This is a genomic window from Armatimonadota bacterium, assembly GCA_022563855.1.
Taxonomy (GTDB): domain Bacteria; phylum Armatimonadota; class Fimbriimonadia; order Fimbriimonadales; family Fimbriimonadaceae; genus JADFMN01.
Map to the genome: position 1 here is coordinate 98,927 of JADFMN010000004.1, position 12,954 is coordinate 111,880.

The 12,954-nt window shown below is 59.5% G+C and carries 13 protein-coding genes; 7 read left to right on the forward strand and 6 right to left on the reverse strand.

The features are described 5' to 3' along the window. The first annotated feature begins 4 nt into the window (after positions 1-4). Positions 5-1,732 (forward strand): long-chain fatty acid--CoA ligase, encoded by a 1,728-nt coding sequence (locus IH944_06445; protein MCH7904192.1) that lies wholly within the window; start codon positions 5-7, stop codon positions 1,730-1,732. A gap of 227 nt (positions 1,733-1,959) precedes the next feature. On the opposite strand, the gene IH944_06450 is transcribed toward IH944_06445, so the two are convergent. Together IH944_06450 and IH944_06455 are read right to left on the reverse strand one after the other, a co-directional pair. After that, a complete protein-coding gene (locus IH944_06450) occupies positions 1,960-2,406 on the reverse strand; it encodes a hypothetical protein (GenBank protein MCH7904193.1) in 447 nt (148 codons plus the stop codon). Next, positions 2,390-2,623: a hypothetical protein gene (locus IH944_06455; GenBank protein ID MCH7904194.1), complete on the reverse strand. Its 234-nt coding sequence runs from the start codon at positions 2,621-2,623 to the stop codon at positions 2,390-2,392. Before IH944_06455 ends, IH944_06450 begins: the two co-directional genes overlap by 17 nt. Positions 2,624-2,666: 43 nt before the next feature. Here IH944_06455 and IH944_06460 point away from each other — a divergent pair, with 43 nt between their 5' ends. After that, positions 2,667-3,716, forward strand: a complete 1,050-nt coding sequence (locus IH944_06460; protein MCH7904195.1) for a dipeptide epimerase — start codon at positions 2,667-2,669, stop codon at positions 3,714-3,716. Next, positions 3,716-4,744, forward strand: a complete 1,029-nt coding sequence (locus tag IH944_06465; GenBank protein MCH7904196.1) for a DUF1611 domain-containing protein — start codon at positions 3,716-3,718, stop codon at positions 4,742-4,744. The genes IH944_06460 and IH944_06465 overlap by 1 nt, the downstream gene beginning before the upstream one ends. Positions 4,745-4,761: 17 nt before the next feature. Here IH944_06465 and IH944_06470 read toward each other — a convergent pair whose 3' ends face one another. From IH944_06470 to IH944_06485, 4 genes are all read right to left on the reverse strand, one after another. After that, positions 4,762-5,427, reverse strand: coding sequence for a C40 family peptidase (locus tag IH944_06470; protein ID MCH7904197.1), 666 nt, complete (start codon positions 5,425-5,427; stop codon positions 4,762-4,764). 86 nt (positions 5,428-5,513) lie between these two features. Further along, complete coding sequence (purQ, locus tag IH944_06475; GenBank protein MCH7904198.1) at positions 5,514-6,200, reverse strand: phosphoribosylformylglycinamidine synthase I; 687 nt, start codon at positions 6,198-6,200, stop codon at positions 5,514-5,516. Next, positions 6,197-6,430: a phosphoribosylformylglycinamidine synthase subunit PurS gene (gene purS / locus IH944_06480; protein MCH7904199.1), complete on the reverse strand. Its 234-nt coding sequence runs from the start codon at positions 6,428-6,430 to the stop codon at positions 6,197-6,199. The genes purQ and purS overlap by 4 nt, the downstream gene beginning before the upstream one ends. 42 nt (positions 6,431-6,472) lie before the next feature. Next, the gene (locus tag IH944_06485) at positions 6,473-8,149 is read right to left on the reverse strand and encodes a hypothetical protein (protein MCH7904200.1); all 1,677 of its coding nucleotides are present in this window, start codon (positions 8,147-8,149) and stop codon (positions 6,473-6,475) included. A 178-nt stretch (positions 8,150-8,327) separates the two neighbouring features. On the opposite strand from IH944_06485, the gene IH944_06490 reads away from it, so the two are divergent. The 4 genes from IH944_06490 to IH944_06505 all read left to right on the forward strand — a co-directional run bounded on the left by IH944_06490 (position 8,328) and on the right by IH944_06505 (position 12,893). Continuing rightward, entirely contained in the window at positions 8,328-8,933 is a 606-nt protein-coding gene (locus tag IH944_06490; GenBank protein ID MCH7904201.1) for a TetR/AcrR family transcriptional regulator, read from the forward strand. A gap of 301 nt (positions 8,934-9,234) precedes the next feature. After that, positions 9,235-11,244, forward strand: coding sequence for a S9 family peptidase (locus tag IH944_06495; protein MCH7904202.1), 2,010 nt, complete (start codon positions 9,235-9,237; stop codon positions 11,242-11,244). 53 nt (positions 11,245-11,297) lie between these two features. Further along, positions 11,298-12,173, forward strand: a complete 876-nt coding sequence (gene tcmP, locus IH944_06500; protein MCH7904203.1) for a three-Cys-motif partner protein TcmP — start codon at positions 11,298-11,300, stop codon at positions 12,171-12,173. After that, positions 12,174-12,893: a phage Gp37/Gp68 family protein gene (locus tag IH944_06505; GenBank protein ID MCH7904204.1), complete on the forward strand. Its 720-nt coding sequence runs from the start codon at positions 12,174-12,176 to the stop codon at positions 12,891-12,893. The last annotated feature ends 61 nt before the right edge of the window (positions 12,894-12,954 follow it).

Below are 12,954 nucleotides of genomic sequence, written 5' to 3' on the forward strand. Positions count from 1 at the left end.
AACGATGTCTCACATTTCCGACTCGCAATCTCTCGGCGATCTGCTCCGCCGCTCGGTGAAGCGGTTCAGCGGTCGGCAGGCGCTCATGGTGCCGGAGGAGAAGGGGTTCCGGAGGGTCAGTTTTGACGAGCTGTACGACGAGGCTTATCGGTATGCGGGCGCACTGCGCGCTGCGGGCGCGGAGAAGGGCGAGCGGCTGTGCATCGTCGGCGAGACCTGCGTGCAATGGGCTCTGGTCGATTGGGCAGCTCAAACGTTGGGGGTCGTGACAGTTCCGATCTATCCAACTTTGCCGGCGGACCAGGCACAGTACATAGCATCCGACAGCGGCGCGAATTTGATCATAGTTGGCGACGGAACGCAGGCCGCGAAGTTTCAGGGGTTGGACGGAGTGAAGGTTGTCGGGTGGTCAGACGGTGCGGGCGTCCCGTCTCTGTTCGACCAAGACGCAACGCTGACGCGCGTCGAGTGGGAGAAGGGCATCGACGCCGTCGAGCGACACGAGCTGGCGACGCTGATCTACACCAGCGGAACGACCGGCCCGCCAAAAGGCGTGATGCTTTCGCACGACAATTTCATTTCGATCTGCGCCGATATTCCGGTCGCTCTGCCGGTCGATGAGACAGATGTGTTTCTCGTCTTCCTTCCGCTGTCGCACGTGTTCGCGCGGCTCGCCGGTCACGTGCTGCCGACGGCTATCGGCGCGACGATCGCGTACGCTGGTTCGGTCGCGTCAATTGCGTCGGACATGGTCGAGGTTCGACCGACGATCATGTTCGTCGTTCCTCGGTTTCTCGAGTCGGTCCGCGCCCGCATCATCGCCGGTGTCAAGAAACAGTCTCCGATGAAGCAGCGGCTTTTCAACATGGCGCTTGCGCAGGGTTTGAAGAAGCAGCGCGGCGAGTTTGCGCCGCTTGGCGGCTTGCTCGACAAACTTGTCGGAGAAAAAATCCGCGCGCGAACAGGAGGAAAACTTAAGTTCTTCGTCTCGGGCGGCGCGGCGCTTTCGCCGCACGTCAGCGAGTTCTACATCGCGTTCGGACTGACTGTCTTGCAGGGGTACGGGCTGACGGAGACGACGGCGGCGAGCTGTCTCAATTCACCCGACGACAACCGTCCCGAAACCGTCGGCAAACCGCTCGGCTGCGTCGAGTTCAAGATCGCGGAAGACGGCGAGATTCTGCAGCGCGGGGCGAGCGTGATGTTGGGGTATTACAACCTTTCCGAAGCATCGAAAGAAGCGATCGGCGCGGACGGCTGGTTCCACACTGGCGACATCGGCGAATTGGACGCAGGGAGCTTGAAAATCACAGATCGCAAGAAGGATCTGCTGGTTTTGGGCAACGGAAAAAACGTCGCGCCGCTGCACGTTGAGAGCACGATCAAGGAGAGCGACTTCATCGAAGAGGCGGTGCTGTTCGGCGACGGCATGGAGTACTGCTGCGCGCTGATCGTGCCAGAGTTTGACCGCATCAAAACGTGGCTGAAAGAGAAGGGCGAAAGCGAAGGCGACAACGCGAAGATCGTCGAGCGCGACGACGTAAAAGCGCTCATCAAGTCGGAAATAAAAACTGCGAACAGCAAGCTCGCAGATTACGAAAGGGCGAAGAAGCACGTGCTGCTCAGCAAACCTTTCACACTCGAAACCGGAGAGCTGACGCCATCGCTAAAAGTGAAACGTCGCGTAGTGAAGGAGATGTATGCCAACGAGCTTCAGTCTATGAAGCGCTAGTTTGGGAGTGCGGTGATTCATCACCGCTTTTCTCGGCGAGGCACGAAACGGGCTCATTAGTCCGGTGTGACGAATAAGTCCTGAGTCTTGTTCTCGTATTGGCGGGATTCGTACTGTTCAATCGCGTGCAGTGCCCAACCTGCCTGGCAGCCAATCGGATCATCGTACGATTCACTATCTTCTTCCAATTGCTGAACAAACTCATCGGTAAGTTCTACCCTCCTATACTACCCCTTGTAGCGAAGATCGTAAGATCCTTTAACGTGGGTCAACTTCATGCGATCATCGCCGTCGAATTCGTAGTCGTAGCGACCCGTTTGGTTGCCTGCAAAACAATTGCCGCAGCGTGACATATGGTCGACGAAGAACGATCCTTTGTCAACGTGCCAACGTCGAAACGACATGCCAGGCCCGTCCGCCACCTGCGAATCGCTTTCAAGGATGAATGCCGATGCTCGGAACCCGTACATCTCGGGCTCTTCTTGCATCCACATGCCGACAAAGTTGTTTGGCTGCGTCCCATGCGGACGGTGAGGATGACCGCGCAGCGGATCCACTATCGAGTAGATCATTCCCATTCCGGGAAACGGGGCAAGAACGAACAGCGCAGGGACTGCAACGCAAGCGGTGACTGCTAACCGTTTGATGAGCCGCTTGTTAATCTTCATAGCCATCAACTTCCATTATTTCAGCTGCTGTGACCTCGTCCAACGTGTCCGCTTCGAATAGACGCCACTCGAAGTAAACACCGTCTCGTTCCAAATTCCGCTTGGTCCGCTCTAGCAACGGGCTTGCTGGCGCGATCGAGCCGAACAGCGTCACACCGATGAGCGCGATTACAGCGAAATAGACGCTGATCCGCGATACCAACAGAAACCTCTTGCCGTACATTCTTGGGCCCTCGCTCTACCCCTCGGTATCATTGTATCAGATGCTGGAGCTAACGACAAGAACAATCGAGCTGGTGAAGCAGCACCCGCTGCAGATCAGCAGGGGCACCAGCGCGGGCTCTAGCAACGTTTTCGTTTGCATCTCAGACGGCGAGCACACCGGTATCGGCGAGTGCGCGCCGGGGGTCGGCGAAGACGAGGAAGACCAGGCCCAGCGCGCCGTGAATCAGATCGCGGACCTCGCTGGCGCCGGCCTCTACGACCTGGCGATCCACGAGACCTACGAGCGCATGAACACCATGGGGATGGACGCGCCAGCTATGGCGGCGGTCGATTGCGCGCTGTGGGACCTGCTCGGCAAACAGGCGAACACCCCGCTCTACAAGCTGTTCGGCCTGTGCAAGCCGTTCGTGCCGACCTCGATCACGATCGGCATCAACCCGCCGGAAGTCATCAAGGAACGCATCCCCGAAATGGTCAAAGAGTGGACGGACTTCGAAGCGCGCTCGCTCAAGATCAAGCTCGGAAATCCGAAAGGGATAGAGGCCGACAAGGCGAGCTACGAAGCCGCCAGGGAAGCCGCGAAGCCGTTTCAGATGAGCCTGCGAATCGACGCGAACGGTGGCTGGAGCGTCAGTGAGGCCAAGCACATGATGGCGTGGCTCGCCGACCGCGACTGCGAATACGTCGAGCAACCGCTGGCGAAAGGCGAAGAGGACGCGCTGCCGGAGATCTTCGAAGGCAGGCCACTGCCGATCTTCCTCGACGAGTCGATCCGCACGAGCGCAGACGTCCCGCAGAACGCAGACCGTTGCGACGGCGTGAACATGAAGCTGATGAAGACAGGCGGCCTCACCGAAGCCCTGCGCCTCGTCGCAACTGCGCGTGCACACGGTCTGAAGACGATGATCGGATGCATGGGCGAATCGAGCATCGCAATCGCCGCGGGCTGCAGCATTGGCGCGCTCATGGATTACATCGACCTCGACGCGCACTTCAATCTGGCGCCCGATCCTGCTGGCGGAACAAAGACCGTAGCAGGCGTCGTCGTCCCTACCAACCACCCCGGACACGGGGCCTACTTGAAGGAATAGTGCTGCAATCCGGCGACAGAATCGCGATCTACATGGAGGGCGCGCTCGCGAGTCGCGGCAGCAAGATGGGGATCGGCACGCTTCGGTATTCGCCGCACGTAATCGCGTGCTTGATCGACAGCGAAAACGCAGGCCAGGACGTCGTTGCACTCACTGGAGTTGATCGCAGCGTGCCAATCGTTGCGAGTCTCAATGAGGCGAAGGAGCTCGGAGCCAACGTGCTGCTGCTCGGCATCGCGCCACCAGGCGGGTTGATTCCGGTCGAGTGGTACGCGACGTTGGACGAGGCGGTCGGCATGGGGTTAAGCATCGTCAACGGCCTGCACGATCTGCTGTCGACGCGATATCCGAATCTGGCAGACGGCCAGTGGATTTGGGACATTCGCCAAGAGCCGGACGGCGTCGGCGTCGGCACGGGCGAAGCGCGCAACTTGAAGAACAAGAGGGTCTTGTTCGTCGGCACGGATATGTCGGTCGGCAAGATGACCGCAGGGCTGGAGCTGCACAAGCTGGCTCGCTCGCGCGGCATAAACGCGGAGTTCATCGCGACCGGCCAGGTGGGGATCACGATCATGGGTCGCGGCGTTCCTCTGGACTGCATCCGTGTCGACTTTGCCGCAGGCGCGATGGAACGGGCAGTGCTTGACGCATCAACCTCAGAGCTCGTCATCATCGAAGGCCAGGGGTCGCTCGTCCACCCCGGCAGCAGCTCGACGCTGCCGCTGCTGCGCGGCGCGCAGCCGACTCATCTCGTGCTGTGCCACCGCGCCGGGATGACCGAATTGATCGACCAGCCGTGGGTGAAGATCCCGCCCCTGAAAGACCTCGCGCAACAGTACGAAGACCTCGCCGAGGTTTGCGGCGTCTTCCGACGACCGGTGACTGCTGCGATCTGTCTGAACACGTCTCACCTCCCCGAAAAAGACGCCGAGCGGGTTCTTCGAGAGACGGAGAGGGAGGTCGGTATGCCCGTTTGCGACGCAGTTCGATTTGGTGCAGAGCGCATTCTCGATGCGCTTAATTGCTAGTCCGAAGCGTACATAAACTAGCGACGAGCGGCGACGAGCAGCTTGCGCCACTTCGGCTCGCGGAGGTCGTCGGTCGCGACGCCCTTGTTGCCTTTGCTGCTGTGGATGAAGAACGCTCCGCCTTCGGCGGTGAACCCCATGAAGATGCCCGTGTGGCCGATCAGCCCGCGCTTCTCTTCCCAAAAATACAGCCGGTCGCCGGGCTTCAAATCCTCGATACGCGCCACAGCCTTGCCGACCTTGTACTGCTCTGCGGCCGTCCGCGGAAGGTCCACGCCGATCTGCGCGAACAGCTCCTTCACGAAGCCGGAGCAGTCGATCCCGCTCTTCAGGTCGTTGCCACCCCACTTGTACGGCGTCCCCATGTACTTGTAGCTCATGGCGAGGACGGATTTCGCGTCGCCCGTAGGCAATCCCGTTCCTTTGGTCTTTTTCGGGATCGTCACGTTGTACGGCAGTCGCGCGATCTTGTCGTCGGGGATGAACCCGTGCTTCCCGTTTCGGAGCAGAACCTTGAGCCACCCTTCCTTCTCGTACGAGTTGATGACCAGGTACTCGAACGGCTTAACGTTGTAGTAAACGGTCGAGCGCGTGCTGGCCGTGCGATAGATCTTCGTCGCCTCGGTTGCCTGCCCCAGTTTGCCTAGCGTGATCCGCTCCTCGTCCTGAGCGAAAACGCTCACGGCGAAGAGTAGGCTGAGGGCAAGGGCGGAAAACTGGCGTCGCATCGGCGGTAAGGTTCAAATTATAGGCGATTTTCGCAATTCCTTCACTGCGCAGAGACGAGATTCAGACCTTGAAGGATCAGTCGCCCGTCCGTACCGCCTAAGATTTCGGCAGTAGCGCGCTCTGGGTGCGGCATCATTCCCAATACGTTGCCCGCCCGGTTCAATACCCCCGCAATGTTGCCGATCGAGCCGTTCGGGTTGGCGTTATCCGAGGCATTACCGTTTGAGTCCACGTACAGGAACGCGATCTGGTCGTTCCGGCGCAGTTCCTCAAGCTCTGAATCCTGGCATATGTACCGGCCCTCTCCGTGCGCGATCGGGAGCTCGAACACGCGGTCCACCCCTTGCGTCCATAGGCTGGAGCGGTTGACTGCCTGTAGCTGCACGTTCTTGCAGACGAACAGCTCGCTCCCGTTGAGCAGCAGCGCGCCAGGGAGAACCCCGCTCTCGCACAAGACTTGAAACCCGTTGCAGACGCCGATGATCGGCCTTCCCTCAATTGCGAACGCCTTGATCGCAGACATGATCGGCGCGCGCGCGGCAACCGCGCCGCACCGCAAGTAGTCGCCGTAAGAAAACCCGCCAGGAATGAACACGGCGTCGAATCCGATGAGGTCGTCGTAGTCGTGCCACACGTAATCAGCGTCGACTCCGATCTGTTCACGCAGCGCGTATAGGGCGTCCTGATCGCAGTTCGATCCCGGAAACTGGACGACGGCAACCCTCACTCGGCGACCTCGACTCGGTAATCCTCGATCACGGGATTGGCCAGCAGCTTGTCGCACATCTCGTTCACTCGCGACTCGTCGTAACCCTCGACCTCGAGGGTGATGAGTTTGCCGATTCGCACTTCGGAAACCTCGTCGAAGCCAAGCTTGGCGAGTGAGCTTGCGATGGTCTTGCCCGCAGAATCGAGCAGGGAGGGTTTGAGCGTCACAAAAATCCTGACCGAAGCCATGGAACAATTTTGGCAGAACGCGCGGCGGGCTCGCCGGGATCGCTACGCGGCGACCGACGAGTCGAAATCAAATGAGATGTCCAGTTGCGTCTTCTGCTCGAGGTTGATGACGAACGGAGTGAACAGCGTGCCGTACCGAACCTCCGGAGCCGGCGTGAAGTTCTTGTTGCTCGACGTCGCCTCAAGACCTGCGCCTAGCAACATCAGCGTGAATCCCGGTGCGTCGCGCTTGCACACGAGCGACAACCCCGTGACGGACTCTTTGATCCATACATCACGGCGAGCTTGATCGTGCCAATAGAGCTCATCCGGCGAGAAGAACCTAAAACGGGACTGCTTGAGGAGCATGAGCGTGTCCTGCAAGTGGCGCTCAGAGTTCTGGTCGACGCACTTGGAGACTCTCAGACTGAACTGAAAGCATCCCTCAACCCGCGCAGTGGATGAGATGAGTTTATGAATGGCAGCCAGCGGTGTAGTCGTTCCGGGTAAGTGAGCGCAGTACGGCAGTTCGCGGATCTCGAACGGTTCGCCGCCAAACCGAAGCGGACGGAACATCTGGCACGTGCCGAACAGGTAACCGACCGAACCTGGCTGGACTCCGCCCTTGGACAGAGAGAGCCGAGAGCCTGCGCGCTCTGCCGACGCGTAGAACCGCGTGTACCCTTGCCACCGCCCGTCCTCGGGGCGCACGCAGGACACACCCTTGGAACCGGCCGTGCGGCTGACCATCAGGTGCTGAGTCCTCAGGCCGACGTTCTCCCCGTCCACGGACTCCCGGTACAGCAAGCCGATCGAGTGGCCCCAGTCCCTGAGCAGCCGCAGAACGTCGGCGGGCAGCCCAGGCGGCGCCACCATCCAGGCAGGCCGCATTCCGAAGTTCATCATGATCCTGCGGATTTGCATTACGGTGTCGACGTCTGGGATGTCGCAGTCTATTCCAGCCGTGGCGACCGTTTTGGCGTTGTCCGGCCATTTCCAAAGCAGGTAGAACGGCTTTTCGCAAGTTTCGATCGATTCAACGATTGCCCTAATCCAAATCTCGCGGATCACGTCCGCGTGCGGCGTTGCGAAAATCGGCGAAGGGCACCCTTCGACGCACTCGCGATCCTTAGCGTAGTCGAAAACTGTGCCGTCCTCGGCCCGCAGCACGCCATCCGCAAGGTCGATGCTGTCATCGCCTGGACCAACGGCGTCGCACGATACCGCTCGGCCCATCAGCATCAGGCTCAACGTTCTGCCTACGTGCGGGCCGAAGTAGATAGCACGGGCTGTTCGCTTCAGCAGGCACTCGCCGTTGCTCTCCGCCAGCACGCATTTCCCGTCGATAGCTTCAGCCCGCTCGCCGCCGAAGAACAGCGATGCAGCCGACCCGTCCGGCCACAGCCGGTCTGACGTCTCTGGAGCTTCGATGCGAGCCCTCGAGTACCGCTGGTCAGAAACGTGCCGCAGACCGATCTCTGCCGATAGCCCCCAGGTTGAACCGCTCACGACAAGCCGTCCACCTTGCTCTTGCCAAGCCTGAATGCTCGATTGCTCAGATGCGCTGAGCACGCTGGCGCCGCAAAGAAGCAGAACGTCCAGGTGATCGATATAGTCGAGCATAGTTCGTTCGACCTCGACATACGGAAGGCCAGCATGGCCGAGGGCCTCTCGATACCATGCGGCGTAGACGTCACCGTCGGCAAGCAACAGCCCAAGTTGCGCGTAGCCGCTTTTCACTGTATTGGCGTACTCCGTCCCCTTGATTCAGTTTTCGGCTCACGAGCCTGCGAACATTATGCTCCTGCCGCAACACGGCGTTCAGTAGGCTGCAGAACCCAGATCGCACCACGGGATTTGAACCAACAAATAGGTCATGTTACACAAATAAACATAAATCGTATAATTGTGTAGTACCATGATTGTTATGCCAGTTGCGGAAGCAGTCTCAACGGAACAGGCGATTCTGGACGCCGCCGATCGGATGATCGGTCGCTACGGCCTGCGCAAGACGACCATGGAGGACGTGGCCCGGGAAGCCGGGTTCAGCCGCGGGACCGTCTACGGCTACTTCAGGTCCAAGCAGGACCTGGCCTTGGCGTCGATCGACCGCGTGGTCATGCAGGCGCACGAGCAGATGGATAGGGAGTCGCGAACCGGCGAGACTCCGGCCGAGCGGCTGTATCGGATGCTCGTCGCACGGGTGGCAGCCAGGATCGAAAAGGTGCGGGATAGCACCCAGAGCCTCGACACGATCTTCGCCGAGGTCCGGCCAGCGTATATGCAGAGGAGACGGGCGTACTTCGATCAAGAGGCGCGGATGCTGGCTGAGGTCATCGAGCACGGCCAGCGGATGAACGACTTCGGCACGATGAACGCCTTAGAGACGGCGCAGCTCTTCGTCGAGGCCACGAACGCCTACATCCCGTACAGCCTCAGCCTAGAAGAACTCCAACAGCCTGGGGACCTTCAGGGCCGAATTGAGAAAATGGCGGCGATTCTCGTCGCCGGAATCAGTCGATAATTGCTTGCGGCAAGCACTGGCCCGGAGGCCGGGGAAGGCATCTCGGCACGCCTCAGATAGAGCGGCGTCCTCCTGGGCGACCTTGGCTTTCGCTCCCCTGTTCATTTGACTTGCAGCGCTGGAAGCTGAAATGGCAGGAGCCAGTCGCAAGCGAGGTGTCACAGGATCCTCTCCTTCGTCAAGCTCAGGACAGGCTCACTCAGGATGACGTGCCACGCCCCAAGCGAACACGGACAAACTCTGCGGGCCTGACCGTGGCACACCAAACCCCCGAACCCCCCGCAGGTAACCTAACGTCGCTATGGCCAAGCGCCCAATTACGGCGGCCGACCTGCTGAAGATTCAGTTCGTCTCCGACCCGCAGATGAGCCCTGACGGATCGCGAGTCCTGTTCGTAAAGACGCACGTCGACAAGGACAAGAACAAGTACGTCGGTAACCTCTTTACCGTCGATGTCGAGAGCGGCGAAGTAAAGCAGTGGACGCAGGGCGAGAAGCCTGGCGGCATGGGGCGCTGGTCGCCTGACGGCTCTTCGATAGCCTTCGTTGCCGGTCGCGTTGACAGTTCGTCGCAGGTTTTCATCCTGCCGACCGAAGGAGGCGAGGCGCGCAAGCTGACGTCGCTGCCAGAGGGCGCGATCGGTGAGATCAAGTGGTCGCCAGACGGACTGCGCATCGCCTTCACCTTCCGCGAGGTTGCCGAAGATCGCACGAGCAAAGCAAGCAAAGAGCGCAAAGAGAAAGGCGGAAGCCCGCCGCCGTGGGAGATCGACGAGCTGTGGTACCGCATGGACGAAGACGGTTACTTCGGCGGCCAGAGGTTCAAGCTGTACGTCGTCGACGTCGCGACCGGCGAGCACCGAATGCTGTACGGCAAGGACAAGCTCGGATTCTACAGTTTCGACTGGCTGCCGAACAGCTCCGGCCTCGCGGTCGCGCACTCGGCGCACCGCAAAGAGCCATTGCTGAAAAAGCCGAACGACCAGGTCTACATCGTGCCGCTCAACGGCAAGGTCAAGATGATCTCCGGCCTCGCGAAAGGGCCGAAGGGGAACCTCAAAGTCTCGCCGGACGGAAAGCAGGTCGCGTTCCTCGGCGACCACATCCAAGAAGAGGTGTGGGGCATGCGGAACACCCGGCTTTACGTTGCGCCGATGCGCGGCGGCGGGCAGAGGTGCCTCAGCGAACGGTCCGACTTCTGCCTCGCAACGTACACCCTGAGCGACACCGGTGCGGGGGGAGAGGGCGTTCTCGAATGGGCGCCGAACGGCAAGAGCATTTTCGTCATGGCCGGCACCGAGGGCACCGCGCAAATCGGCAAAGTCTCGGTCGCAAGAGGCGGAGTCAAGCTCCTGACAGAGGGCCAACACGTGCTCGCGCCAGGTTCAACAAGCGCGGACGGCAAGATGATGGCTCTCACGCGAGGCACGACAACCTCTCCAGCAGAGGTCGCCGTCTTCGACGGAGAGGAAGTCAGGGTACTAACGGATTTCAACAAGCAGCTCTTGAAAGATATCGAGATTTCAAAGCCGGTCGGTACGTGGGTGACCTCTGCAGACGGAACGAAAGTCCACACCTGGGTCATGAAGCCGCCACGGTTCAAGAGAGGCCGGAAGTACCCGGCGGTCTTGGAGATCCACGGCGGGCCGCACTGCCAGTACGGCTGGGCGTTCTTCCACGAGTTCCAACTGCTCGCCGCGCAGGGTTACGTCGTGGTGTTCAGCAACCCGCGCGGGTCGAAGGGGTACGGCGAGGCGTTCTGCGAGGCGATCCGGCGCGATTGGGGCAACAAGGACTGGGCCGACGTCGAGGCCGTCAAGGATTGGATGGCTTCGCGGAGCTACGTCAACACGAAGAAGATGGGCGTGATGGGCGGCTCGTACGGCGGGTTCATGACCAACTGGGCGATCGGCCACACCAACGACTTCGTCGGCGCGATCACCGACCGCTGCGTGTTCAACTGGACCTCGATGGCCGGCAACAGCGACTTCCCGCTCAACCGCGACGACTACTTCGGCGGCTGCGCGTGGGGACCGCTCAAGAACATCGAGGATCTATGGCGACAGTCGCCGTGCTCCAGCTTCGACAAGGTCAAGACCCCGACGCTCGTGATACACAGCGAGGGCGACCTGCGCTGCAACGTCGAGCAGGCCGAGCAGGTGTTCTACGTGCTGAAGTCGATCGGTGTCGAGACGCGCTTCGTGCGGTATCCGGCGAACTCCTCTCACGGCCTCTCCCGCAACGGCCCCCCGGACCTGCGGATTCACCGGCTTGGGGAGATCGTAGACTGGTGGAAAAGGTGGCTACAATAGTAGACATACGTCGGCTAGTTATGTTACCATCATCTTGCAGGGAGAATTTACTGATGGGTGATCAAGAATTTGGAAGTTCGTGGACAAGTGACAAGCTAAGAGTATTGAGGGAGTACCTTAGCGCGTATCTCCACATCCTTAGGGGGCCAAAAGCCAAGGGATTCTACAGACTGACATATCTGGATGCATTTGCGGGTACCGGGAATATTGCGATAGGGAAGCGCGACCCAAGGGGGCAGGATCGGCTGATTGATGTCGGGGACGAAGAGACCCTAATTGCCGGCAGTGCCCGAGTAGCGCTCGAGCAGGAAATGAGTTTCGACGAGTACGTCTTCATTGAGCAAAGTTCAGCTAAGGTTGCGCGATTGGAATCGCTCAAGAACGAGTATCCAGAGCGGGCCGACAAAATTCGTGTCGTAAGAGAAGACGCGAACTCGTTCCTTCAGAGCTGGTCGAAAACAGTATCGAGGCAAACCAGGGCAGTTGTGTTCATCGACCCATTCGGAATGCAGCTCTCTTGGGAGACGATGGTTTCGCTCGCAGAAACCGGATGTTGCGATGTGTGGATTCTGTTTCCCCTCAGCGCAGTGAACCGTGTTCTAACCGAGAAGGGAAAGTTGCCCGACCAGTGGGCAAGCAGGCTTGACGTTTTCTTTGGCACCAAGGAGTGGAGGAAGGCGTTTTACAAGGAGCGAGAGGTTGAAACCCTGTTTGGTACCGAGATCGAAACTATCCGACAGGCGGATTTCAGTGCCATTTCGGAGTATTTCGCAGACAGGCTAAACGGCATATTTGCCGCCACAATCCGAGAGCCAAGAGTCTTAAGAAACAGTCGAGGTACACCGCTCTTCTTGCTTTCATTTGCTACCGCAAATCCTAAATCGGTTAAGGTAGCGATTCGAGTAGCTCAGTACCTAGCGGAGAAATAAATGGCTTCGACAAGCTCGATCGAGTGGACGAACATGACGTGGAACCCGGTGACGGGATGCACGAAGGTCAGTCAGGGCTGTAAGCACTGCTACGCCGAGCGCATGGCGAAGCGGCTCAAGGCGATGGGTACGGAGCGGTACAAAAACGGGTTCAAACTGACCCTCCATCCTGATCTGATCGAACTGCCGAAGCAATGGAAAAAGCCGCGCCTTATCTTCGTGAACTCCATGAGCGACCTCTTCCACGAGAATATCCCGCTGGAGTTCATCGAACAGATATTCACGACGATCAAGGAGTGCCCGCAGCACACTTTCCAGGTGCTAACGAAGCGGAGCGAGCGACTGTCGCAGGTAGCCGGGGAGCTTGAATGGCCTGAGAATCTGTGGATGGGGGTCAGCATCGAGGACGACCGCGTTATACAGCGTGTCCATGATCTGCGGACAGTTCCTGCGGCTGTAAGATTCCTCTCTTGTGAACCGCTCATCGGCCCGCTGGACGATCTTCCGCTCGACGGGATCCACTGGGTCATCGTCGGGGGCGAGTCCGGCCCGAAGGCGAGACCGATGGACGGTGACTGGGCCCGCTCGATCCGAGCCCAATGCTATGACGCCAATGTCAAGTTTTTCTTCAAGCAGTGGGGCGGTGTGCGCAAGCATGTGACCGGCAGGGAGCTTGACGGAAAATTCTACGATGACATGCCGGCGCGCGCATTTTCGTAGTCACCACGTATACACTCAAACGTACGTCGGGTACCCGGTCGGTGGCGGGTCGTGGAGCTTC